Consider the following 25253-nt stretch of genomic DNA (forward strand, 5'->3'; position numbering starts at 1 on the left):
GCTTGCCGGACGTCGCAAGCCCGTTATTAGCGTAAACAGGCCCTAAGCTGGCACCTTGTCGCCGCGCTGCGCGGCGAACGCGAGGCCATGCCGGCGGCCGACTCGCGCCAGCGCCGCGAAACAGCGGTTCGCCTGGCGGCTGACGCGGCCGGCGTGGCGCGCCACGCTGCCGGACACGCCGCGCGCGATCGCCGAATCGTCGCCGCACGCGCCCGCGATCACGCCGCCGTAATAGTGCCGCGCCGCGAGTTCGCGGCTCTCGGCGTCGAGCGGCTTCATCCGCTGAATACGACGGGCAACCGCGTTCAGACCGTCGAGAAACGGCACGACGTCGAGCGGCGCATCGGCCGCGTCCGCACCGAGCTGCCGCAGCATGTCGGCGAGCTCGGCGATTGCGACGAGCGCGCGCCCGTCGGCCGCCTGCGTGCCCGTTCCAGGCCCGGCCTTCATGTGCGACATGTTCGCCCCTTCGCGATCCAGGATTGCCCGATACCGGTGCGCCGCGCCGTCATGCGGCAGCCGGCGAGCGCCATGAAAACCGGATGCCCTGCGCCCATGCGACGCCGGAATCCAGGATGATCTGCCGGTCGACCTCGTTCTCCACGCCTTCGACGACGACGTGCCGCGCGCTCTCGTGCGCAAACGCGATCAGCCGGCGAAACTGGTAGCGCCCGATCGCGTTGCGCTTGATCAGCGACAACACCGACCGGTCGAGCTTCACGATATCGGGATTGCCGATCACCAGACTGTTCAGCGCGCTGAAGCCAACGCCGAAGTCGTCGATCGCGACGCGGCATCCGGCCTGCCGGAACCGATTCACGAACGAACGGCCCGCAACGGGGTTCAGCGGCCCCGTCTCGGTGATTTCGACGACCAGCCGCGCCGCGACCGACGGCTCGCGCTCGAGCCGCCTGATGATGGTCATCCACGCGTCGTCGACGACCGCGCTCGCCGCCGCGATATTGCAGCCGTACACGGCTTTCGGATCGGCGCGCAACGCGTCGATCGTCCGGTTGACCACGAGCCGGTCGAACCAGCGCATCAGCCCGAGCGCTTCGAGACGCGGCAGGAATGCGAGCGGCGGCAGCGCGTCGCGCCCTCCCCACCGCAATCGTGCGAGGCATTCGTGATACAGCACGCCGCCCGACAGATCGGCCCGGCATACCGGCTCGCGCGCGAACCCGAGCCGGCTTTCGACGAAACTGCGTACCGACGCGAGGTCGGGGTGATCGTCAGCGGCACCGAATACGAGATCGATCTCGTCCCGATACGCTTCCCTGTTCGCCTCAAGGCGAGGTTCGACCGTACTCATCCGGCGCTCCGGCAAATGTCGGGCCGCCGATAACGGCCCGCGCTCAAGATACATGTGGAGCAAACCGGCAACGACATGCTCCACCGCCTACCCGGCCCATCCTCTTATTTCGATCTTTTCCGGGAGCGTACTTTTCATTTCGGCGCGCCGTCAAATCCGATATTGTCAACGACATTCAAACAGAGAAAATACACCATACCGACACCCTGCCGACAGTGCGACAGGTTACACAAACTGCCAGGGCAATTTCAGTCGATCCTGTTTATTAACCGGCTCCAAACGTCTTCGGCCTCATTATTTATTCTCGACACGCGTTTCAAAGATCGGGCGTTGGTCATTTGATGTGACGAATAGCCGCCGACGACGCTGTACCGCCAACCGGCGTCGAGCCCGCCTGGCGTGGCTTTCCGGCCACATCGCCGAGCGCGATTCGGTCGCCGCAGAATTCAATTTCACCGTTTCAAACGATATTACGAAGACCCGAAGCGGAATCGATCCGAATTCCGTCGGCAATTGCGAGCCGAATTATATGACAGCCCGCTTCTGTAAGATATTTAACAATCTTTCCGACTTGTTAACCTATAAAATTATTTTCGACGGACTTCCCTCGGAGCCGTCAAATTCGTGCCTTCAAAAACCGTCGAATCTCCCCGGTTCGACGGTTTCTTTTTTAACGGCACCATTTCTTCATACTTTAACTCCGGGACAACCCGAATGACGGCATGCGCAGCCGCCGCGAATCGTGCCGATCGCGAACGAACGCGGGCCCCGGATCGCCTTCGGCGCAGCTACGCGGCCGTCGCGCCGGTCAGGTTCGCGAGCAGCGCGTCGTATTCGGCGACCAGCGCCGGGTTCGCCGACGTATAGCGGGCGAGGATGTCGCGCTGACGCCGCGTATAGCCTTCCCAGTCGTCGTCGTGCGTGTGCAGCGCGTGCAGCAGCGCATCGGCGCCCTTCTGCACGTCGTTGTCCGGATAGTAGTAGCCGAGTTCGGGCGCGAGGCTTGCGTTGTGCACGAGCGGATAGCCCTGCCAGCACACGTCGAAATAGAAGTAGTTCAGCGGGTTCGACCATTGATGCGACACGACGATGTCGGTCAGGTCGGCCAGGAACAGCGGCGTGTCGAAGCGCCCGACGAAGCTCGCCTTGCCCGCGCGCACGATGTCCAGGTAGTTCATCAGCATCACGAACTCGGGGCTGTCGTGCGCGAGGCGATCGGCGTTGGTCACGTGCGTGAAGCAGATCGCGTCGGGGTCGCGGCGATACGCTTCGTCGATGATCAGCATCGGATACACGCAGAACTTCACGACGTTGTGGTTCGGCTCCATCACCGTGAGCCGCTTGCCCGGCTCGCTGCGCGGCCGGTATTCGCCGTGCCCGGGCAGCGACTGCGCCCGCGCGCTCAGGAACATCGGATCCCACACGAACGGCACGACGCGCCCGGGGCAGCGGCGCAGCGACTGCAGGAACGGCAGCGACGACGGCGCGATCTGCGGAATCGCCCACACCTCGTCGTAGCCGCGGTTGATGAACAGCGAATCCCACAGACGGCGGCCGAACAGCATCGATTCCATCGCGTTGATGTATTCGACACCGCAGCAATAGCTGACGATCTTCGCGCCGCGCGCCTTCAGGTAGGCCGTCTGCTCGCCGTCGATCTGGCCGCCGAGTTCGATCACGACGTCGAGCGCGTCCTTCATGTCGGCGAACGCGCGCGTGTCGTACACGCTGCGATCCCACGGCAGGGCATCGGTGAGTGGCACGTCGGTCGTGTTGACCAGCGTCACGCGGTAGCCGTGCGGCGACGCCATCAGCAGCTTCGCGAGAAACAGCGCGTTCTGCTTGATGCCGTTGATCCACAGGCTTTCGTCGGGGGTGCGCAGTCCGATGGTGATACCGATGCGCAGGCCGTTCAGGGCAGGAGACGTCATCGTCGGCGGGATGGGAAGTTGGATGGGGCTGGAATCCACGCAGTGTAGCGCGCGCAGCGCCGCCCCCGTCAAGCCGCGGCACATGCCGGCGGCAGCCGGGCATTCTAGCGGAGCGCCAGTCGCACAGTGTCAGGAATGGTCAGCACCCGACCGGTTCGCCGCGCGGGCGGCTGCAACGGACATGACGAAGGGATGGAGAGACGATGCGCGCGCCGATGAGGACGCACGGTGACGGGTGCTGGCCCGACGTACCGCCGCCCCCTTCGACATCGCCCGCGCGTGCGCCGGCCGGTGTCGACCGGCGGCGCACGCCGGTTGCCGTCAGATCGCGGTGATCGTCGGCGCGACGGCGGCGGGGTCGGTGATGCTGGCCTTGCCGGTTTCGACGTGCCCCGCGATGCGGCGCACCCAGCCCGCATTGCCCGCGACCGCGAACTGCAGGTCGTACCAGCGGCGGCTGCACGACAGGTCCCAATGCGCCTCGACGCGCTGTCCCGCCGAAATCGTCAGCGTGCGCGGTGCCCCGCCGTACGCGACATCGGTCGCCGTGACCGTGAGCGCGCTGGCCCCGGCATTCGCGATCGTCACGTACACGTCGCCGTTGGCGACGTCATAGCACGGCGTGATTTCCGGCTTCGCGCCGGCGTCCGCCGCGGCCGAGCCCGCGAAGCGCCGGAAATAGCCGTTCGGGCCCCACACGCTCACGAGATAGTTGCCGCTCGCGTCGAGCGCCCACGTATCGGTCAGTTGCTTGCCCGCTTCGACCGTATAGCGACGCGGCATCGCGGCCGGATCGCCCGTATAGACCCAGAAGTGCGCGCCTTGCGTGCCGGTATTCGCAAACGTCAGCGCGTAGCCTTGCGCCTGGAGCTGCCCGGTGACGTGCAACTCGTACGGCAGCGCGCGCGCCGGCCGCGTGCCCGATTCCTGCGCCGTCACGACCTGCTGCGCGGTGCTGGCCGGCGCCGTCTGCGACGACGCACGCGAACACTGCAGGTCGGCCTGCGCGACATACGACTGCGTGCTCGGCAAGGTCGGCAGCGTGGCGTCCGACTTCGAGAAGTCGAGCGCCGACGTCAGGTCGCCGCAGATCGCCCGGCGCCACGGCGAGATGTTCGTTTCCATCACGCCGAAGCGCTGCTCGATGAATTGCAGCACCGACGTGTGATCGAAGACCTGCGAGCAGACGAAGCCGCCCTTCGACCACGGCGACACGACGAACATCGGCACGCGCGGGCCGAGGCCGTACGGCAGGTTGTCGGCCGTATACGTGCCGGTTTGCGTCGACGTCACGTGGTCGTGCCGCTCGAGCGACACGTCGACGGTGCTCATGCCGGAGCCCGGCAGCGTCGGCGCCGACGGCGGCACGACGTGATCGAAGAAGCCGTCGTTTTCGTCGTACATGACGAGCAGGACAGTCTTGCTCCACACCTCGGGATTGGACGTCAGCGCATCGAGGATCGTCGACAGGTAGTAGGCGCCGTACAGCGGCGTGAACTTCGGATGCTCGGAATACGCGGCGGGCGGCAGCAGCCACGACACCTGCGGCAGCGCGTTCGCCTGCACGTCGGCCTTCAGCTGCGTGACCGGTCGCGTGCTCATCCCGCGCGTCTGCAGCGACGAACCGGCCGGCGCGTTCACGAAGTTGTTGAAGCACGCCAGCATGTTCGTGCCGTAGTTGCCGGTGAAATTGTCGAACCCGGTGCCCTGCTGGTAGATCTGCCACGAGATACCGGCCTTCTCCAGCCGCTCCGGGTAGGTCGTCCAGCTGAAGGGCGGCAACTGGATCGTGTCGAACGGGTTGTCGATGTAGTCGGTGTTGTCGAGCAGCGGGCCGCCGCCCGTGCCGAGCGGGTCGACCATGCCCGTCATCAGGTACATCCGGTTCGGATGCGTGTTGCCGGGAATCGAGCAGAAATAGTTGTCGCACACGGTGAACGCATCCGCGAGCGCGTAATGGAACGGGATATCGTCGCGGACGTGGTAGCCCATCGTCATGTTGGATTTCTGCACCGCCCATTGATCCGCCCGGCCGTTGTCGATCGCGCCGTGCGTCGTCGCCCACGTATGCGGCAGGCCGCCGATGCACTGCGCGTTGACGCCCGGGTCGGTCGTGTCGTAGCGGAACGGCGCGATCACGCTCGCCTGGTCTTCCTGTCGCGGCTGGAACCAGACCGGCTTGCCGTTCGGCAGCGTGACCGGGAAGCGGTCGTTGTAGCCGCGCACGCCGCTCAGGTGACCGAGGTAGTGGTCGAACGAGCGGTTTTCCTGCATGAACACGACGATGTGCTCGACATCCTGGATCGTGCCCGTCACGGTATTCGGCTCGATCGCAAGCGCCTTGCGGATCGACTCGGGAAGCAGCGCGGTGGCGGCGGTCGCACCGGCTAGGCCGGCGGAGAATTTCAGAAAATCGCGTCGCGAATGGATGGCCATGCTGAGTGCTCGTGATTGGATTTCTGGTGGAATCGGCCGGTATCAGGATGCGGGCGAGGAAGCCGGGGCGGTGAAACCCGGCGGGCAGCGCATCTGCGCGGTGGCGACCGTGCCGCCGCCGCACGCGGCCTTTTGCTGCGCGACGGGCGCAGGGGTTGCAGTCAGGTCGTCGTTGCAGGCGCTCAGGAGTGCGATCAGCGTGAGCAGGCCGGCGACCGCGAAAGGCCGCAGGGCCGACTTTCGCATAACGGTTCTCCGTGGATGGGATGACGTGACGCGGACGCGAAGCCGCGCCGGTCATATCGACGCCGAAATGCTAAGTTTGACGTGTTACACGACAGTGTCGGGCGACAGGGATCGACGTGCGTGTGAATGCACGCGTTGGTGCGTGTGTGGCGGGTGCGCCGGCGATCGAAAGGCGGGAGCGGTCATCGTCGGCGGGAGGGGAGATTCGAAGGGCCCAGTGTAGCGCGCATGGCGGCGCACATCGGGAAAAGCGCGCCATTTCAGCGGACCGCCGACCGGCGCGCTGTCATGGATGGCCAGCCACGAACCGGGCGATGCCCCGCCCTTTTTCGAGCGGTTACATCGTCCATCGCCCAGTTTCGATCGCCGCCTCCATCATTTTGACGGTGAGCGGACGCTCCAGTATTTTGTCCCGGGCGTTGGCACTAAATGGCGACCTGAATACCGCCATCAAGAATCGACCCAATCCCAGTTTCCGGGAAGGGTAATAGTAGTCAATGTCGAAATCGGCAATATCAACGCCAAAGGTTTCCGAAAATCTCCGCATCAATCTCAACATGGCCCTGTCGGAGATTTCAAGATCGATGCAGAGATCCGTGTCCGGGGTAATCTCGAGCGCGCCGTGCAATGGCGAATCAGCCTCATCCCGCACCATCTCTATCAGACGACCGTCCATTAAAAGCGATCCTCCTGCTTGACCAAGCCATTGTACGTGACCGTAGAGCGATACATGATGATTGATATATCGATAGCGGTAATGGCCCAACCGACCACCGGTACGGCCCGCCCGACAAAGGCGCCGAGCTCCCTGGTAAATTTGATCTTGAGCAGCAGGAGACTCTTGAATGACGTTACCGTTGGCAGAATTTTGTACTTGAGTTCATAGGGCAGCACCTTTCTCGATACCCTGGATGCGATCGAGGTTCCCTTGACCGCTCCGCCGAACTTCCCTCTGGTCGGCACGAACCTTTGACCCAACAAAATCATCGCGATCCCGACAGCATCATCGATACCCAATTCATCACAGGCTACGTCGATAACAATCAGGCAGAAAAGTTCTGGCGGGGTAAGGTCGATGTGAATTCCGTATTTATATTTGTTCGCCATCTCGGTCTTTCTCTCAGCTACGTTCATTCGATCATTGCGCAGGACACCGGGCCGCACATCCCGGCGGTTACGCTAACGCAGCCATGTCGAGCATGGGCAAGAACGCGCAGCTGTTGCTCTGGTCGAGCCTGATTTTCCGGACGCCCCGGAAAGTAGCCGCCATTGCGCTTCCCCTTTCTGCACAAGAGGAAGCGGCCAGTTCATTTCGGCGAAGAGGTCCGGACGGGTCCGGTTTCGATCTTTGAACAACTGTTGCAACGGGCAAACCGGTGCAAGGCCGCGCAACAGCACGTGTCGAGCTGCCGCTCACCGGCGAGGATCACTGGACGATTCAAATATCTTGAAGACGCCACACGCAGATTATTTATTATTGTCTACGCGCAACGAGAACGACAATCACAACACAAGAATGCTGTGTCGTCCCGATGCATGCACATCAGGCATTCGCAACCGGATGTCGTCGGGCCTTTCCTGCCTTGAAGCACGGCCCTGGTCCCGCGCGTGAGAGCCGCCACCGGCCCTCACGCGCCGCACCGCTCAGTCCTCCGCCATCACCAGCAACTGCGCACCGTCCGCGACCTGGTCGCCGACGCCGTACAGCACCTCCGCGACGACCCCCGCGCCCGGCGCGCCGATCGTGTGCTCCATCTTCATCGCTTCCATCACGATCAGCGGCGTGCCGGTCTCGACCTTCTGCCCCGGCTCGACCAGCACCGCGATGACCTTGCCGGGCATCGGCGCGGTCAGGCGGCCGCCGCCATGCTCGACATCGCCCGCGTGCGCCAGCACGTTGCGCCATTCGAGCGTCTCGGCCACGCCCTGCGTGAACACGTGGAAACTGTCGCCGTCCGCGTACACGCGGCCGCTGCTGCGCACGCCGTCGAGCGTCACGTCGAAGTCGAGCGGCGTTGCGCCGCGCGCCCACGCGAACGGCTGCGCGGCCGCATCGCCGGCGGCAATCCGTGCGCCGCTGCCGTCGTCTTCATAAGTCGCCGTCAGGTCCGCTTCGCGATCGGGCGCATGCCAGTCGAGCGTGCGGCGATAGCCGCCGTTCAGCCGCCAGTCCGGCAGCGAACGCCACGGCGACGCCCCTTCCCGCGCGGCCGCCCCGCGTTCGCGTGCGAACAATGCGGCGCAGGCCAGCGCGAGCGTCGCGCGCGGCAGCGGTTGCGGCGCGAACAGCGCATCGTGGTTGCGCTCGATCAGGCCCGTGTCGAGATCGGCGATCGCGAACGGCTCGCACGCGACGATCCGCTGCAGGAACGCGGCGTTGGTGTGCAGGCCGACCACTTCGCATGCGCGCAGCGCGCGCAGCATCCGGCCGAGCGCCTCCGCACGGTCCGCGCCGTGCACGATCAGCTTCGCGATCATCGGATCGTAGAACGGCGTGATCGCATCGCCTTCGCGCACGCCGCTGTCGACGCGCACCGGCGCGCCGATCGCGAACTCGACGCCGTGCGGCAGCCGCAGGTGCTTCAGCGTGCCCGTCGACGGCAGGAAGCCGCGCGCCGGGTTCTCGGCGTACAGACGCGCCTCGAGCGCATGACCCTGCACGCGCAACGCTTCCTGCTTCAGCGGCAGCGGCTCGCCGGACGCGACGCGCAGTTGCCACTCGACGAGATCGAGCCCCGTGACCATCTCGGTGACCGGGTGCTCGACCTGCAGCCGCGTGTTCATCTCCATGAAGTAGAACGCTTCGCCCGTCATGATGAATTCGACGGTGCCCGCACCGACGTAATTCACCGCGCGCGCCGCCGCGACGGCCGCCTCGCCCATCGCGCGGCGCACGTCGTCGTGCAGGCCCGGCGCCGGCGCTTCCTCCAGCACCTTCTGGTGACGGCGCTGCACCGAGCAGTCGCGATCGAACAGGTAGACGGTGTTGCCGTGCGTGTCGCCGAACACCTGCACTTCGACGTGGCGCGGGCGCGTCAGGTATTTCTCGATCAGCACGCGGTCGTTGCCGAAGCTGCTCGCCGCCTCGCGCTGGCACGACGCGAGCGCCGCCGGGAAATCGTCGGAGCGCTCGACCACGCGCATCCCCTTGCCGCCGCCGCCCGCGCTTGCCTTGAGCAGCACCGGATAGCCGATCTCGTCGGCTTCGCGATGCAGGTTGCCCGCATCCTGGTCGTCGCCGTGATAGCCGGGCACGAGCGGCACCGCGGCCGCGTGCATCAGCGCCTTCGCGGCCGCCTTCGAGCCCATCGCCGCGATCGCGTCGACCGGCGGCCCGATGAACGCGATGCCGGCCGCTTCGCACGCATGCGCGAAATCCTCGTTCTCCGACAGGAAGCCGTAGCCGGGGTGAATGGCCTGCGCGCCCGTGGCGCGCGCGGCCTCGATGATGCGCTCGATGCGCAGGTAGCTGTCGGCGGCGGCCGAGCCGCCGATGTGCACGGCTTCGTCGCACGCGGCGACATGCTTCGCGTTCGCGTCCGCGTCGGAATAGACGGCAACGCTCGCGATCCCGAGACGTTTGCACGTCGCGGCGACGCGGCAGGCGATTTCGCCGCGGTTGGCGATCAGAATCTTGTCGAACATGGCTTCGGTGTCGTCCGGAAAGTTATGGGCACGCCATCATTCACGCCACGAAGGCGTGCGCTTTTCGAGGAACGACGCGATCCCTTCGCGCGCTTCCGCGCCCGCGCGGGTGCGCGCGATCCAGTCGGCGGTCTGCTCGATCAGCGTCGCGTCGAGCGGGCGGCCGGCCACGTCCGCGACGAGCCGCTTGCACGCCCGCACCGCGTCGGGGCCGTTCGCGACGAGCGCCGCCGCCAGCTTCGCGACCGTTTCGTCGAGCGCGTCGGCCGGCACCGCGTCGTGAATGAAGCCGAGCGACGCGGCGCGCGTGCTGTCGAACACCTCGGCCGTCGTGAAGTAGCGGCGCGCGGCGCGCTCGCCCATCGCGCGCACCACATACGGCGCGATCGTCGCGGGAATCAGGCCGAGCCGCGCTTCGGACAGACAGAACTTCGCGCCGTCGACGGCGATCGCGATGTCGGCCGCGGCGACCAGGCCCACGCCGCCCGCATACGCGTCGCCGTGCACGCGCGCGATCACCGGCTTGCCGCAGCGGTGGATCGCCTCGAGCATCCGCGCGAGCTTGCGCGCGTCGGCGCGGTTCTCGTCGTCCGAGTAACCGGCCATCTTCTTCATCCAGTTCAGGTCCGCGCCCGCGCAGAACGCCGGGCCTTCGGCCGCGAGCACGATCGCGCGCACGCCTTCGTGCGCATCGAGCCACTCGAACGCGGTGGTCAGCTCGGCGATCGTCGTCTCGTTGAACGCGTTGCGCACGTCGGGGCGTGCGAGCGTGACGGTCGCCACGCGGCCGGCTTCGCTGACCTTGATCGTTTCGTATCGCATCGGTGAATTCTCCCGGCCGTTACATGCGGAACACGCCGAAACGCGTGTCGTCGATCGGTGCGTTCAGCGATGCGGCCAGGCCGAGCCCGAGCACGTCGCGGGTCTGCGCGGGGTCGATCACGCCGTCGTCCCACAGCCGCGCGCTCGCGTAGTACGGATGCCCTTGGCGCTCGTACTGGTCGCGGATCGGCTGCTTGAACGCATCCTCTTCCTCGGCGGACCACGAACCGCCCTTCGCCTCGATGCCGTCGCGACGCACCGTCGCGAGCACCGACGCGGCCTGCTCGCCGCCCATCACCGAGATCCGCGCATTCGGCCACATCCACAGGAAGCGCGGGCCGAACGCACGGCCGCACATCCCGTAGTTGCCGGCGCCGAACGAGCCGCCGATGATCACCGTGAACTTCGGCACCTTCGCGTTCGACACGGCCGTCACCATCTTCGCGCCGTGACGCGCGATGCCTTCGTTCTCGTACTTGCGGCCGACCATGAAGCCCGTGATGTTCTGCAGGAACACGAGCGGAATCTTGCGCTGGCAGCACAGTTCGATGAAATGCGCGCCCTTCACGGCCGATTCGGAGAACAGGATGCCGTTGTTCGCGATGATCCCGACCGGATGGCCCCAGATGTGCGCGAAGCCCGTGACGAGCGTCGTGCCGAAACGCGCCTTGAATTCGTCGAATTCGGAATCGTCGACGATGCGCGCGATCACCTCGCGCACGTCGAACGGCTTGCGCGTATCGACGGGAATCACGCCGTACAGGCTCTTCGCGTCGTAGCGCGGCGGCTTCGGTTCGCGCAGCGCCACCGGCGGTGCAATCTTAGGCGCCAGGTGATCGACGATGTTGCGGGCGATCGACAACGCATGCGGGTCGTTCTGCGCGAGATGGTCGGCCACGCCCGACAGGCGCGTGTGCACGTCGCCGCCGCCGAGATCCTCGGCGCTCACTTCCTCGCCGGTCGCGGCCTTCACGAGCGGCGGGCCGCCGAGGAAAATCGTGCCCTGGTTCTTCACGATGATCGACTCGTCGCTCATCGCCGGCACATACGCGCCGCCCGCCGTGCACGACCCCATCACGACCGCGATCTGCGCGATGCCGGCCGCCGACATCGTCGCCTGGTTGAAGAAGATGCGGCCGAAGTGGTCGCGATCGGGGAACACGTCGTCCTGGTTCGGCAGGTTCGCGCCGCCCGAATCGACGAGGTACACGCACGGCAGCCGGTTTTCCGCGGCGATTTCCTGCGCGCGCACGTGCTTCTTCACGGTCATCGGGTAGTACGTGCCGCCTTTGACCGTCGCGTCGTTGCACACGATCATGCATTCGCGGCCCGCAATCCGGCCGATGCCGGTGATCACGCCCGCGCCCGGCGCGTCGTCGTTGTACATGCCGTTCGCCGCGAGCTGCGACAGCTCGAGGAACGGCGCACCCGGATCGAGCAGTTGCGCGATCCGGTCGCGCGGCAGCAGCTTGCCGCGCGACAGGTGCTTGTCGCGCGCGGCCTGGCCGCCGCCTTGCGCGAGCTGTTCGATCTTCGCGCGCAGGTCGGCGACGACCGCCTCCAGCGCCGCGGCGTTCGCGCGGAATTCTTCCGAACGCGGATTCAGTTTCGATTCGATGATCGGCATCGACGGGGCTCCGTTCGCGTGACGTGGGGCGTTACAGCGTTTCCGCGAACAGCTCGCGGCCGATCAGCATCCGGCGGATCTCGCTCGTGCCGGCGCCGATCTCGTACAGCTTCGCATCGCGCCACAGGCGGCCGACCGGGTATTCGTTGATGTAGCCGTTGCCGCCGAGGATCTGGATCGCCTCGCCGGCCATCCACGTCGCCTTCTCGGCCGTGTAGAGGATCACGCCCGCGCAGTCCTTGCGCACCTGGCGAATATGGTCGCTGCCCGCCGAGTCGAGATGGCGGCCGACCGCGTACAGGTACGCGCGGCATGCCTGGAACGTGGTGTACATGTCGGCGACCTTGCCCTGGATCAGCTGGAATTCGCCGATCGCCTGGCCGAACTGCTTGCGGTCGTGGATATACGGCACCACCGCGTCGAGACACGCGGCCATGATGCCCGTCGGGCCGCCCGACAGCACCGCGCGCTCGTAGTCGAGACCGCTCATCAGCACCTTCACGCCGCCGTTGAGCTGGCCGAGGATGTTCTCTTCCGGCACCTCGACGTCCTGAAACACGAGCTCGCCCGTGTGCGACCCGCGCATGCCGAGCTTGTCGAGCTTCTGCGCGACCGAGAAGCCCTTCATCCCCTTCTCGACGATGAACGCGGTGATGCCGCGCGCGTTCGCTTCGACGTCGGTCTTCGCATAGACGACGAGCGTGTCGCAGTCGGGGCCGTTGGTGATCCACATCTTCGTGCCGTTCAGCACGTAGCGATCGCCGCGCTTGTCCGCGCGCAGCTTCATGCTGACCACGTCGGAGCCGGCGTTCGGCTCGCTCATCGCGAGCGCGCCGATGTGTTCGCCCGACACGAGCTTCGGCAGGTATTTCTGTTTTTGCGCGTCGGTGCCGTTGCGGTGAATCTGGTTCACGCACAGGTTCGAATGCGCGCCGTACGACAGGCCGATCGACGCCGATGCGCGCGAGATCTCCTCCATCGCGACCATGTGGGCGGTGTAGCCCATGGCCGAGCCGCCGTACTCTTCGGCCACCGTCATGCCGAGCACGCCGAGATCGCCGAACTTCTTCCACAGATCCATCGGAAACTGGTCGGTGCGGTCGACCTCCGCCGCGCGCGGCGTGATTTCCTTCGCCGCAAACGTCGCGACGGCGTCGCGCAGCATCTCGATGTCTTCACCGAGCATGAATTGCACGCCGGGCAGGTTGATCATGTCTCCTCCGTCTCCAGAAAGTGGGTCGCATGCGCCGATTTCTGAGTTTCGCTCAAATCGGATCAATGCGTCGATTCATTAAGCCAATACAGCGGAAATTTTGCACAGTTTCGCGCCTCGTCCGGCCTGCCGTCAATAGTTTTTTGAGTGACACTCAGATATCATGGCGACATGACAGCCGCTACCGCCGACACCATGACCGCCACCGCCAAAGCCGACCGCGCCGACACGTCGCGCGCACCCGCCGGGCGCAAATCCCAGCAGCGCGTGCAGGACATCCTGCGCGCCGGCAGGGAAGTGTTCGCCGAAAAGGGTTACGAGCATGCGACGGCCGCCGAGATCGCGCAGCGCGTCGGCGTGTCGGAGGCCACGGTGTTCAGCTACTTCCGCGGCAAGCGCGAGCTGTGCGCGCGCGTGATCGCCGATTGGTATGACGAAATCATTGCCGCGTTCGAACACGGGATGCCGCTGGAGGCGTCGGTACAGCAGCAGTTCGCATTCATCGTGCGCACGCACTTGCGGCTGATGCTGGTGAACGGCACGGGGCTGTGCGCGCTGGTGCTGTCGGAAGGCCGTGCGAAGCAGCATGCGCTGAGCGACGAGCTCACCGCGCTGCAGCGCCGCTACACGGCGCCGCTGATGGACGTGCTCGCGCGCGGCCAGGCGGTCGGGCAGGTGCGGAACGACATGCCGCTGAGCCTGCTGCGCTCGATGGTGTTCGGGCCGATCGAGCACGTGCTGTGGGATGCAATCCTCGGGCACCGCAAGCTCGACACGGAAACGACGGCCACGCAACTGATCGACATGCTGTGGGCCGCCGTGCAGCCGCCCGCGCCGGAGCAGGCGGCGCTGGTGCGCTTCAGGAATGAAGTCGCGGAAGCGGTGCGGCGCCTGGAAGGGGAAGCGTCACGCGCATGACGCAGGCGCGGGCGACGCGCCCGCCGCCCTGCCCGCACCTCTTCGCCGCCGCGCGGGAATCAGCAAACGCTACGCATCCTCGCCGACCCGCAGCGGCGCGCGGCTCTGCTCGTTGTTCAGATGCACGAACTTGCGCAACAGCCGCACCAGCTCCTGCGAATCGTCCTCGCCCATCCCGTCGAACAGGCCGGCACGCAACTCCTTCACCGACGGAATCAGGTGCGTGAGCAGTTCCACGCCCGCCGGCGTCAACAGCAGCCGCCGCTGACGCCGTGGCAGCACTTCGCGCACGATCAATCCTTTCGCTTCGAGCCGGACCGCGAGGTCCGCCGTCGTCGACGTGTCGAGCGCCACCCGCTGCGCGAGCGTCACCTGGTCGAGCCCCGGACACTCGTAGAGCATCCGCAGGACCGCGTACTGCACCGGCGTCACGTCCCGGCCCAGCTTCTCGTAAAACATCGCGACGGCGATCTGGTGCGCACGCCGGATCAGGTGCCCGGGCTCGTCGTACAGATCGAGCGGGAAGGTCGGCATGTCGGCGGAATTCGTTTTTTCCATGAATGAGCGATGACAGAGGCGGCGCACGCCGGTTGCGTGCGCCCACGGCATGGCGCTGCCTCGCGCCATTTCCCGGGAAAACCAGTATACCGCCCGGCTTGCCCGCGCCAATCTCAATGAGTACACTGAATCTCATTCAGTACACGGAATGAAGAGGCGCCGCGTACCGGCGGCACCGACCTGAAGGAGACGACGAACGTGTTTCTCAAGAACGCTTGGTATGTGGCGGGCACGCCCGACGAAATCGACGGCAAGCCGCTGGGCCGCAAGATCTGCAACGAATCGATGGTGTTTTACCGCGCGGCCGACGGCCAGGTGGCCGCGCTCGAGGACTTCTGCCCGCACCGCGGCGCCCCGCTGTCCCTCGGGTTCGTGCGCGACGGCGTGCTCGTGTGCGGCTATCACGGGCTCGAAATGGGCTGCAACGGCAAGACGGCCGGCATGCCGGGCCAGCGCGTCGGCGGGTTTCCGCCGATTCGCAGCTTTCCGGTGGCGGAGCGCTACGGATTCATCTGGGTCTGGCCCGGCGACGCGTCCGAAGCCGATCCCGCCAAGCTGCCCACGCTGGCATGGGCCGAGGATCCGGCCTGGGCGCACGGCGGCGGCCTGTATCACATCCGCTGCGACTACCGGCTGATGATCGACAACCTGATGGATCTCACGCACGAGACTTACGTGCATGCGTCGAGCATCGGCCAGAAGGAAATCGACGAAGCGCCGCCGAAGACGACCAGCCACGGCGACGAAGTCGTCACGAGCCGTTTCATGGAGAACGTGATGCCGCCGCCGTTCTGGCAGATGGGGTTGCGCGGCAACGGCCTCGCCGACGACGTGCCGGTCGATCGCTGGCAGATCTGCCGCTTCACGCCGCCGAGCCACGTGATGATCGAAGTCGGCGTCGCGCATGCCGGCCACGGCGGCTACGACGCGCCGGCCGAGCTGAAGGCGTCGTCGATCGTCGTCGACTTCATCACGCCCGAGACGGACACGTCGATCTGGTACTTCTGGGGAATGGCGCGCAACTTCCGGCCCGACGATCCCGCGCTGACCGCCGAGATCCGCGAAGGCCAGGGCAAGATCTTCGCCGAGGATCTCGAGATGCTCGAGCGCCAGCAGCTCAACCTCGAGAAGTGGCCCGATCGCACGCTGCTGAAGCTCAACATCGACGCCGGCGGCGTGCTGTCGCGCAAGGTGATCGACCGGCTGCTCGCCGACGAACGCGCAGCGGGCGCACAGCGGCCCGTGATTCCGGTCGTGCCGGTGAAGGAGGCGTCATGAGCACCGCGACGTTGACGGTCAGGGTCGCCCGCAAGTGGCAGGAAGCGCGCGACATCTGCGGCTTCGAATTCGTCAGCGACGACGGATCGCCGCTGCCGCGCTTCGACGCGGGCGCCCATATCGACGTCCATTTGCCGGGCGGGCTCGTGCGCCAGTACTCGCTGTGCAATCACCCCGAACATGGCGACCGCTATCAGATCGCGGTGCTGCGCGATGCCGACGGACGCGGCGGCTCGCGCGCCATTCACGACGAAGTCCGGCAAGGCGATACCGTGAAGATCGGGATGCCGCGCAACCATTTCCCGCTCGCGCCGAACGTGCCGCATCACCTGCTGCTCGCGGGCGGGATCGGCGTCACGCCGATTCTGTGCATGGCGGAACGGCTGTTCTCGTCCGGCATCGCGTTCGACCTGCATTACTGCGCGCGCTCGACCGATCGCATGGCGTTCGTCGAACGGATCAACGCCGCCGGGTTCCGCGATCGCACCCGCTTCCATGTCGACGACGGCGATCCCGCGCAACGCTTCGACCTCGCCGCCACACTCGCCGCGGCGCCGGACGGCACGCATCTGTATGTCTGCGGCCCGCGCGGCTTCATGGATGCGGTACTGGCCGAAGCCCGCGCCCGCCACTGGGCCGACGCGCGCCTGCACTACGAATTCTTCGGCGGCGCGATCGAGTCGTCCGACACCGATCGCGCGTTCCAGGTTCGCATCGCGAGCAGCGGCCAGGTGATCGACGTGCCGGCCGCATGCACCGTCGTCGCGGCGCTGGCCGCAAACGGCGTCGACGTGCTGACGTCGTGCGAGCAAGGCGTATGCGGCACGTGCATGACGCGCGTGCTGCAAGGCGAGCCCGATCATCGCGACGCGTATCTGACCGACGACGAAAAGGCAGCCGGCGACCAGTTCATGCCGTGCTGCTCGCGATCCAGAACCGACATGCTGGTACTCGACCTGTAGACGGGCCGCGCAACGCGCGGCGGCACAACACGATATTGGAGACGATCAATGGAACAACACGCCGGATCACCGATCAATACTGCTCGATTCCCGGTCGACCGATGGTGGGTCGCGGCCCTGTCATCCGAACTGACGGACACCCCCGTCGCGCGCACGCTGCTCGGCCGCCCGGTCGTGCTGTTCCGGCTGCCGTCCGGCGAAATCGGCGCGCTGGAGGATCGCTGCTGCCACAAGTCGCTGCCGCTGTCGTGCGGCTCGCTCGAACCGCGCGGCCTGCGCTGCGGCTATCACGGCCTGCTGTTCGACCGTGACGGCGCCTGTGTCGAGATTCCCGGCCAGGACCGGATTCCCGCAAAGGCATGCGTATCGTCGTATCCGGTGCAGGAGCAGGACGCCATCGTCTGGATCTGGATCGGCGCCGACCCGCATGCGCAACCCGCCTGCGCGCCGCCGCGCTACGCGTTCCACGCGGATCCGCACTATCGCTTCGGCGGCGGCCGCTACCACTACGACGCGCCGTATCAGCTCATTCACGACAACCTGATGGACCTGAGCCATCTCGGCTACGTGCACCTGAAGACGATCGGCGGCAACGCGCCGCTGCACATGGGCGCGGAAACCCGCGTCAGCAGCGACGGCGACACGGTGTCGCTGGTCCGCCGGATGCCGGATTCCGAACCACCGCCGACCTACACGGCCGCATGGCCGTTCGCGGGCCGTGTCGATCGCTGGCAGGAAATCGAATTCCACGTATCGCATATCCGGATCTGGACCGGCGCGATGGACGCCGGCACCGGCGATCTGCTCGATCCGTCGCGCGGCGGCTTCCACATGCGCGGTTTTCACGGCATCACGCCCGAAACCGACGCGACGACGCACTACTTCTGGACCGTCGCGACCAATCCGCAGCACGACGTCGAGCGGGTCGCGCAAACGGTCATCGAGCAATCGGCGGCGACGTTCGACGAGGACAAGACCGTAATCGAAGCGCAATACCGGAACCAGCTGCGGTTTCCGGGCGGCCGGCAGATCGACATCCACGTCGACGCGGGCCCCAATCGCGCGCGGCGCGTGATCGAGCGCCTTCTGCTGCAAACCGAACCCGCGTAAGCGTCGCACCGGCGCGCGCACAAGCGGGCAACGGCCGCAGACAGCCTCGGGCGCCGCGGCCGCCCCTCCATCCTCAACCCCGTTCAATACCGCCGGCTTCGATTCAATTCCATTTAATTAGTCATACTATTTTAATAAAGGGTCTTTGACGTGAGTGCAAATATCCGCAATACGATTGACGTATCCCCAATGAGTGCGTTTCAGACGATGGCGGTGACGGCCTGCGTCGTGCTGAACATGCTCGACGGCTTCGACGTGCTGGCCATCGCGTTCGCCGCCCCGCATCTGGCGGCCGAGTGGAAACTGAGCGGCAAGGAAATCGGCCTGCTGCTCAGTGCCGGCCTTGCCGGCATGGGCATCGGCTCGGTGCTGATCGCACCGCTCGCCGACCGCGTCGGCCGCCGCCGGATCATCCTGCTCTGCCTCGTCGTGATCTCGACCGGGATGCTCGCGTGCGCCGCCACGCACGACACGCTGCAACTCGCCGCCGCGCGTGCGTACACGGGGCTCGGCATCGGCGGAATGCTCGCGAGCCTGACCGTCATCAGCGGCGAGTACGCATCGAACAAATGGCGCAGCGCCGCGATCGGCATGCAGTCGACCGGCTATGCGATCGGCGCCACCGCGGGCGGCGTCGTGGCCGGCTACCTGCTGTCGACATGGGGATGGCGCAGCGTGTTCGCGTTCGGCGGCGTCCTGACCTTGCTGTCGATCCCGATGGTGCTCGCACTGCTGCCGGAATCGCTCGACTTCCTGCTCGCGAAACGCCCGGACGACGCGCTTCGGAAAATCAACCGCATCCTCGCCAGAATGAAGCGCGCGCCGATCGACGCGCTGCCGGCCGTTGCCTCGTCCACCGATGCCGGCGCGTCCGCGTCGAGCTGGACGGCGGTGCTGCGGCCGCCGCTCACGCGCCGCACGATCGCGCTGTGGATCGCGTTCTTTCTCGTGATGGGCAGCTTCTATTTCGTCGTGAGCTGGACGCCCAAGCTGCTGGTCCAGGCCGGGTTGTCGGCATCGCAGGGCGTGACCGGCGGCGTGCTGCTCAATCTCGGCGGCATCGCGGGTGCGTCGCTGTTCAGCCTGCTGTCGACCCGTGTCGGCCTGCGCAACCTGCTCGGCGCCACGCTGCTGCTGGGCGGCGCACTGATGGTCGTGTTCGGCGCGAACACCGGCTCGCTCGGCATCGGGTTGACGGTCGGGGTGTTTCTCGGCGCCGTCATCAACGCGTGCGTGGCCGGCATGTACGCGCTGTCGCCGACGCCCTACCCCGCCGAAATCCGCACCACCGGCATCGGCCTCGCGGTCGGCATCGGCCGCCTCGGCGCGATTCTGTCGCCGATGACGGTCGGCGCGCTGCTGGACGACGGCTGGTCCGTGTCGCATCTCTATCTCGCGTTCCTCGTGCCGATGGCCGGCGCGGCGATCGCCGTCGCCGTGGCCTGCGGGCCCGCCCGGGCCCTGCGCGGGCAGCGCGATCCGGCCATGTCGTAACGCACCACGGCTGCCGTTGCGCCGACACCCGTCAGCGCCCCGGGTCGTCACCGCACGATCCGATAAAAATCGATAAGTACATCTATATACTGTTTGGAGACAGCAATGAAAAAGAAACTGGGCGTCGCATGCTCGACGGCGCTGACGCTGGCCCTCGCCGGCCCGGCGTGCGCGCAAAGCAGCGTCACGCTGTACGGGATCGTCGACACCGGCGTGTCCTACTACAACAATGCCGCGCACGGCGGGTCGTTCACCGGGATGCCGACGCTGACCGGCGAAGTGCCGTCACGCTGGGGGCTGAGAGGCACGGAGGATCTCGGCGGCGGCTACCAGGCCTTCTTCGTGCTCGAGAACGGCTTCCAGCCCGGCACCGGCGCGCTGAACTACGGCGGGCGCCTGTTCGGGCGGCAGGCCAACGTCGGCGTGAACAGTCCGTTCGGCACGCTGACCCTCGGCCGCCAGATGAACATGTCGATGATCGTGCTGACCAATGCCGACGTGATCGGCCCGTCGATTCACTCGATGGCGGATTTCGACTCGTACCTGCCGAATGCGCGCAGCGACAATGCGATCGGCTACAAGGGCACGTTCCACGGCGTGACGCTCGGCGCGACGTACAGCTTCGGCCGCGACGCGGCCGGGCCGGCAGGACCGTCGGCGACGGGCTGCGCGGGCCAGGTGGCGGGCGACATCGTCGCGTGCCGCCAATACACGGCGATGATCGCGTACGACGCGAGCAATTTCGGGCTCGCCGCGTCGCACGACGTGATGCGCGGCGGCGGCGGCGCGCTCGCGCCGCTGAACAATCCGGCCTACACCGACACGCGCGACATCGTCGCCGGCTACGTGAAGATCGGCCCCGCGAAACTGGGCGCCGGGTGGATCCGCCGCAACCTCGCGGCGGCCGAACACCTGCAGGCCGACATCGTGTTTGCCGGCGGCACCTATTACGCGACGCCGTACCTCGCGCTCGACCTCCAGGGCGTGCGCTACCTGCAGCGCAGCGAAAGCGCCGACGGCGGCGCCAACGCCACGCTGCTCGTCGGCCGCGCGAACTACTTCCTGTCGAAGCGGACAACCGTCTATACGTCGGTGGGCTACATGTTCAACAGCGCGCTGGCCGCGAACGCGGTCGCCGCCGGCGGGACGGTCGGCACCGGGATGAATCAGCTCGGCGTGATGGCCGGCATCCAGCAGAAGTTCTGAGCGCCGGCCACGGCGCCACGTCAATCGGCGAGCCGGCAATGCACGAGCTTCAACCCCGGCAGCACCGGCGCGTCGATATAGCCTTCGTTCACGCAACTGAAGCGGAAATTCGCGGAGGCCGTGAACGGCTTGATCTCGCCGCCGGGAAATTTCGGCTTCAGCGCATCCTGGTCGGCCACGTCGAAGTGCGTGTCGAACTGCTCGCCGTCGGTCGTCAACGCACCGAAGTACGTGCCGCCCGGGTCGCTGCCCATCCGGATCACCGCGCCGACGAACGCGAGGCGCTTGCCGTCGTATTTCGTCTTCGCGGTGCTCATGTCCTGCGTGTAGGCCTCGATCACGGTGCCGTAGTGCGCATCGATCGCGGGCTCGGCCGCCGGCGCGGCATCAGCCGTCTGCTGAACGCCGGCCAGCATCGCACATGCCGCGAGCGCGGCCGCCGCAAACGGCGCGGAAATCTTTTTCATGGGTGGTCTCCCGTCAAACGTGGTGGTTGAAGTGATTGAAGGCGACGCTGCGCCGGCTGCCCGGCGCAGCGCGCAATGCACGCGCACGCGTTTTAATCGTTCGAATCGTGGAATACGGCTGCGATCACTTCACCACCCGCATGGTCGGCTGCGGTGCGCGGCGTCGCGCTGCACGCGACGTGACAGGTAGATGGCATGGTGCGGCCCCCGGCTCTCGTTGAATTTCACTGCTTCTGATTTTGGGCGCTACGGTAGCAGACGGCCGCCGGCCCGGCAATCGCCGCACGCATTCGGAATCAGCCTCATTACAATTGAAAATGATTCTCATTACATATATCATGCACACCCTGCCGTGGCGAAGCCGCCGCGGCCCGCGACCCGATTCTTAGCACTCCGCCACTCACCGATTCATGCCATCCCGTCGACTGCCCCGCCGCGCCCGGACCTTGCGTCCGTGGCGCACGAGCCTGCCCGCCCTGATCACCCTTTGCGTCGCAAGCGGCGCGCATGCGGCCGCCGACGAACGCGCGCCGGCCGCCCCTGCCGCGACGGCATCGTCGCCCGCGCCCGCATCGTCGCCCGTCGAGCGCGAGCTGCCGGCGATCAGCGTCAGCGCCTCGGCCACCGCGGACCCGACCGTCGGCTATCAGCCGCGCACCAGCAGCGTCGCCGGCGGCGACGACCGGGCGATCAAGGACATTCCGCAATCGGTCGCGGTGGTCAGCAGCAGCGTGATGCAGGACCAGCAGGCGCGCTCGCTCGACGACGTGCTCGGCAACATCAGCGGCGTCACGCAGACCAACACGCTCGGCGGCACGCGCGACGCGTTCATCAAGCGCGGCTTCGGCTCGAACAACGACGGCTCCGTGCTCGTCGACGGCGTGCGCACGCCGGTGCTGCACAGCTATCTCGCGACGATCGACCGCGTCGAAGTGCTGAAGGGTCCGGCTTCGCTGCTGTACGGGATGCAGGATCCGGGCGGCGTGATCAATCTCGTCACGCGCAAGCCCGAAGAGACGCTCGGCGGCTCGATCTCGGCGTCGCGCACGAGCCACGGCGGCAGCAGCGCGCAGTTCGACCTGACCGGCCCGCTCGGCAAGCCGGGCCAGGTCGCGGGCGGCACGCTCGCGTTCCGGCTCACCGGCGAATACGACACGAGCCGCTACTGGCGCAGCTTCGGCCGCGAACGCGACGCGCTGATCGCGCCCGCGCTGTCGTGGCACGACGCGAACACGTCGATCGACGTCAGCTACCAGTACGTCGACTACACGACGCCGTTCGATCGCGGCACCGTGCTCGTAAACGGCCGCCCCGACGATGCGCTGCGCTATCGCCGCTACGAGGAAGCGTGGGCGCAAAGCAGCGGGGTCCAGGAAACGCTGCGCGCGCGCATCGAGCACCGCTTCTCCGACGCATGGCGCGTGCGCGCGACCTACGGCTGGGGCCGCGACCGCTACGCCCAAAACATCACCCGCGCGACCGCGTTCAACAGCACGACCGGTGCGATGACCCGTTCAGCCGATGCGAACCTCGGGCGCAACGACGCCGACCAGATCGCGACGCTCGGCCTGCTCGGCAACCTGACGCTCGCGGGGATGAACCACGCGCTGTACGTCGGCGGCGAATACGAACGGCAGCGCAGCTTCCGCGGCGACACGATCCGCGGCACCGCGACGAAGGGTTTCGATCTCTACGATCCCGTCTACGGCCTGCTCGCGCCCGGCGGCACGGCGAATGCGAAGCAAAGCGATTCGCTTTCGAAGGTGCACACGTACTCGATGATCGTGCAGGACTCGGTGAAGCTCACCGACCGGCTGACCGCGGTCGCCGGGCTGCGCTGGGAAGACTGGCAGCAGGAATCGGGGATGGGCCGGCCGTTCGTGTTCGCCGACCGCTCGCACGGCAACGTGTGGCTGCCGCAGTTCGGGCTCGCGTATGCGCTCACGCCGTCGCTGACCGCGTATGCGAACGTGAGCCGCTCGTTCAAGCCGAACGTCGCGTCGAACGTCACGTCGCCGCTCGCGCCGGAATTCGGCCGCGTGCTGGAAGCCGGCCTGAAGTTCAGCGTGAAGCCCGGCATCACCGGCACGCTCGCGGCTTACCAGATCGACAAGCGCAACGTCGCGGTCACGGTGGGCGACATCACGTCGACGATCGGCACCGCGCGCTCGCGCGGGATCGAACTCGACGTCGCCGGGCAGATCACGCGCCACCTGAGCCTGATCGGCAGCTATGCGTACACGAACGCGAACGACCGCGACAGCAACACACCGCTCGTCAACGTCGCGCGCCACACCGGCAGCCTGTTCGCGGTGTACGACACGGCCATTGCGAACCTGCCCGGACGCTGGCGCTTCGGCGGCGGTGCGCGGCTCGTCGGCGCGCGGCCCGGCGACACCGCGAACAGCTTCACGCTGCCCGGCTACGTGACCGTCGATGCGTTCGCGGCGTACGAAACGACGATCGGCAAGTTCCCGACGCGCATCCAGCTCAACGTGAAGAACCTGCTCGACAAGACCTACTATCCGTCGAGCAACAGCAACCTGATCGTCGCGGTCGGCGAGCCGCGGCTCGTCACGCTGACGACGACGGTGTCGTTCTGACCATCCTGCACGCGATGAAACGGCGCGGCGGCGGACCGCCCTGACCCGCCGCGCGCCGCTACGGGCCGCGCAGCCGCCTCGACACTATTCCGCGGTAGCGGGACAGACCCGATAGAACACGACGCTGCACAACAACAGCGCGCCCGCCAGGATGGTCATGCCGATCCGCAGGCCCGCATAACCGATGATCATCGCGCCCAGGATGCCGGACAGGCTCCCGCACGCATTGATCAGCGCGAAGCCGGCCGCCGCCGCCGGGCCGGACAGCACGCGTCCGGGCAGCGTCCAGTAGATCGGCATCAGCGACAGGATGCCCGACGTCGCGACGGTCAGCATCACCAGCGCGAGCCAGAAGTTGTCGTGCGCCACCGTCGCGACGAACAGGCCGATCGCGGCCAGCGCGACGGGCACCACGCCGTGCCGGCGCAGCCGCCCGGAGCGCTCGGCACGCCGCGCGTTCACGTACATGCAGAGCGCGGCGACGCCGAACGGGATGGCCGTCAGCAGCCCGACGTCCAGGCTGTTCGCGACGCCCGCGTCGTGGAACAGCGTCGGCATCCAGAAGGTGAGGCCGTAGAACCCGGTGTTGAACAGGATCATCACGGCGATCAGCGCATAGATCTTCGGCGAGCGGAACGCATCGGCCACGCGATGCGACTTGAAGGCCGCCTCCTTCGCGACATTCGCCTCGATGATCTGCTTCTCGCGCGGGCTCAGCCAGTCCACGTCGGCCGGCTTGTTCCGCAGCAGCATCAGGATCACGACGCCCAGCACCACCGACGGCAGCCCTTCGAGCAGGAACAGCCACTGCCAGCCGTGGATGCCGGCCACGCCGTTCATCGTCTCCATGATCGCGCCGGAGAGCGGCGCACCGAACACGACGGCGATCGGCAATGCCATCAGGAACAGCGAGTACATGCCGCTTTGACGCCGGGCCGGCAGCCACGTGTTCGTGTAGTACATCACGCCCGGGACGAAGCCGGCCTCGCACACGCCGAGCAGGAACCGCAGCGAGTAGAACGCCGCCGCGTTCCGCGAGAAGACCATCAGGATCGACACGATGCCCCAGGTGACCATGATCCGGGCGATCCATGCCCGCGCGCCGACCCGCCGCAGGATCAGGTTGCTCGGAATCTCGAACAGCATGTAGCCCCAGAAGAACACGCTCGCGCCGAGTGCAAACGACGCATTCGTCAGGCCGAAATCGGCCGCCATCTGCAACTTCGCGAAGCCGATGTTGACGCGGTCCAGATAGGACATGATGAACCCGAGGAAGAACAGCGGGACGATCCTCAGTATCACCTTCCGGTACAACGCGTCTTCGTTCCGTGCCTCGATGCCTGCGTCGAGCGCAAGCGCGACATCCGCCGTCATGGTCAGTTCTCCCGATGAAAACACGCGTCTATGCAGCGATGAACCCGCCTG

General features: G+C 66.5%; 21 protein-coding genes. 7 read left to right on the plus strand and 14 right to left on the minus strand.

Annotation, left to right across the window (positions count from 1 at the left end):
• Positions 1 to 42 precede the first annotated feature (42 nt).
• The 11 genes from DCN14_RS12420 to DCN14_RS12470 form a co-directional block, all read right to left on the minus strand.
• Positions 43 to 459, minus strand: coding sequence for a hypothetical protein (locus DCN14_RS12420; RefSeq protein WP_096507703.1), 417 nt, complete (start codon positions 457 to 459; stop codon positions 43 to 45).
• 49 nt (positions 460 to 508) lie between these two features.
• The gene (locus DCN14_RS12425; protein WP_096507704.1) at positions 509 to 1312 is read right to left on the minus strand and encodes an EAL domain-containing protein; all 804 of its coding nucleotides are present in this window, start codon (positions 1310 to 1312) and stop codon (positions 509 to 511) included.
• A gap of 788 nt (positions 1313 to 2100) precedes the next feature.
• Positions 2101 to 3243 (minus strand): DUF2827 domain-containing protein, encoded by a 1143-nt coding sequence (locus DCN14_RS12430; RefSeq protein WP_096507705.1) that lies wholly within the window; start codon positions 3241 to 3243, stop codon positions 2101 to 2103.
• A gap of 321 nt (positions 3244 to 3564) precedes the next feature.
• A complete protein-coding gene (locus DCN14_RS12435; RefSeq protein WP_096507706.1) occupies positions 3565 to 5679 on the minus strand; it encodes a phospholipase C, phosphocholine-specific in 2115 nt (704 codons plus the stop codon).
• A 42-nt stretch (positions 5680 to 5721) separates the two neighbouring features.
• A complete protein-coding gene (locus tag DCN14_RS12440) occupies positions 5722 to 5925 on the minus strand; it encodes a hypothetical protein (RefSeq protein ID WP_096507707.1) in 204 nt (67 codons plus the stop codon).
• A gap of 337 nt (positions 5926 to 6262) precedes the next feature.
• Positions 6263 to 6601 (minus strand): DUF1493 family protein, encoded by a 339-nt coding sequence (locus DCN14_RS12445; RefSeq protein WP_096507708.1) that lies wholly within the window; start codon positions 6599 to 6601, stop codon positions 6263 to 6265.
• Complete coding sequence (locus DCN14_RS12450) at positions 6601 to 7032, minus strand: STM2901 family protein (protein WP_096507778.1); 432 nt, start codon at positions 7030 to 7032, stop codon at positions 6601 to 6603. Before DCN14_RS12450 ends, DCN14_RS12445 begins: the two co-directional genes overlap by 1 nt.
• Positions 7033 to 7569: 537 nt before the next feature.
• A complete protein-coding gene (locus DCN14_RS12455) occupies positions 7570 to 9570 on the minus strand; it encodes an acetyl/propionyl/methylcrotonyl-CoA carboxylase subunit alpha (protein ID WP_096507709.1) in 2001 nt (666 codons plus the stop codon).
• Between the two features lie 36 nt (positions 9571 to 9606).
• Positions 9607 to 10392 carry an enoyl-CoA hydratase/isomerase family protein gene (locus DCN14_RS12460; RefSeq protein WP_096507710.1) on the minus strand — a complete coding sequence of 262 codons (786 nt, stop codon included), beginning with the start codon at positions 10390 to 10392 and terminating at the stop codon, positions 9607 to 9609.
• Between the two features lie 19 nt (positions 10393 to 10411).
• Entirely contained in the window at positions 10412 to 12019 is a 1608-nt protein-coding gene (locus DCN14_RS12465) for a carboxyl transferase domain-containing protein (RefSeq protein WP_096507711.1), read from the minus strand.
• Between the two features lie 31 nt (positions 12020 to 12050).
• On the minus strand, positions 12051 to 13232 hold the full coding sequence (locus tag DCN14_RS12470; RefSeq protein ID WP_096507712.1) for an isovaleryl-CoA dehydrogenase: 1182 nt from the start codon (positions 13230 to 13232) through the stop codon (positions 12051 to 12053).
• Positions 13233 to 13403: 171 nt separating this feature from the next.
• Between DCN14_RS12470 and DCN14_RS12475 the strand changes: the two genes are divergently transcribed.
• Complete coding sequence (locus DCN14_RS12475) at positions 13404 to 14150, plus strand: TetR/AcrR family transcriptional regulator (RefSeq protein WP_096507713.1); 747 nt, start codon at positions 13404 to 13406, stop codon at positions 14148 to 14150.
• Between the two features lie 69 nt (positions 14151 to 14219).
• Here DCN14_RS12475 and DCN14_RS12480 read toward each other — a convergent pair whose 3' ends face one another.
• Positions 14220 to 14708 carry a MarR family winged helix-turn-helix transcriptional regulator gene (locus DCN14_RS12480; protein WP_096507714.1) on the minus strand — a complete coding sequence of 163 codons (489 nt, stop codon included), beginning with the start codon at positions 14706 to 14708 and terminating at the stop codon, positions 14220 to 14222.
• A gap of 198 nt (positions 14709 to 14906) precedes the next feature.
• On the opposite strand from DCN14_RS12480, the gene DCN14_RS12485 reads away from it, so the two are divergent.
• The 5 genes from DCN14_RS12485 (at position 14907) to DCN14_RS12505 (ending at position 20758) form a co-directional block, all read left to right on the plus strand.
• Positions 14907 to 15986 (plus strand): aromatic ring-hydroxylating dioxygenase subunit alpha, encoded by a 1080-nt coding sequence (locus DCN14_RS12485; RefSeq protein WP_096507715.1) that lies wholly within the window; start codon positions 14907 to 14909, stop codon positions 15984 to 15986.
• A complete protein-coding gene (locus tag DCN14_RS12490) occupies positions 15983 to 16948 on the plus strand; it encodes a PDR/VanB family oxidoreductase (RefSeq protein WP_096507716.1) in 966 nt (321 codons plus the stop codon). Before DCN14_RS12485 ends, DCN14_RS12490 begins: the two co-directional genes overlap by 4 nt.
• A gap of 48 nt (positions 16949 to 16996) precedes the next feature.
• Positions 16997 to 18058: an aromatic ring-hydroxylating dioxygenase subunit alpha gene (locus DCN14_RS12495; protein ID WP_096507717.1), complete on the plus strand. Its 1062-nt coding sequence runs from the start codon at positions 16997 to 16999 to the stop codon at positions 18056 to 18058.
• A gap of 150 nt (positions 18059 to 18208) precedes the next feature.
• Entirely contained in the window at positions 18209 to 19552 is a 1344-nt protein-coding gene (locus tag DCN14_RS12500; protein WP_096507718.1) for an MFS transporter, read from the plus strand.
• Positions 19553 to 19657: 105 nt separating this feature from the next.
• Positions 19658 to 20758: a porin gene (locus DCN14_RS12505; RefSeq protein WP_096507719.1), complete on the plus strand. Its 1101-nt coding sequence runs from the start codon at positions 19658 to 19660 to the stop codon at positions 20756 to 20758.
• Between the two features lie 20 nt (positions 20759 to 20778).
• Here the strand turns inward: DCN14_RS12505 and DCN14_RS12510 are convergent, their stop codons facing one another.
• Positions 20779 to 21225 (minus strand): hypothetical protein, encoded by a 447-nt coding sequence (locus DCN14_RS12510; RefSeq protein WP_096507720.1) that lies wholly within the window; start codon positions 21223 to 21225, stop codon positions 20779 to 20781.
• A gap of 410 nt (positions 21226 to 21635) precedes the next feature.
• Here DCN14_RS12510 and DCN14_RS12515 point away from each other — a divergent pair, with 410 nt between their 5' ends.
• On the plus strand, positions 21636 to 23828 hold the full coding sequence (locus tag DCN14_RS12515) for a TonB-dependent siderophore receptor (RefSeq protein WP_096507721.1): 2193 nt from the start codon (positions 21636 to 21638) through the stop codon (positions 23826 to 23828).
• An 84-nt stretch (positions 23829 to 23912) separates the two neighbouring features.
• Here the strand turns inward: DCN14_RS12515 and DCN14_RS12520 are convergent, their stop codons facing one another.
• Positions 23913 to 25202 (minus strand): MFS transporter, encoded by a 1290-nt coding sequence (locus tag DCN14_RS12520; RefSeq protein ID WP_096507722.1) that lies wholly within the window; start codon positions 25200 to 25202, stop codon positions 23913 to 23915.
• Positions 25203 to 25253 lie beyond the last annotated feature (51 nt).

The organism is Burkholderia sp. IDO3, assembly GCF_003366075.1.
Taxonomy (GTDB): Bacteria; Pseudomonadota; Gammaproteobacteria; order Burkholderiales; family Burkholderiaceae; genus Burkholderia; species Burkholderia anthina.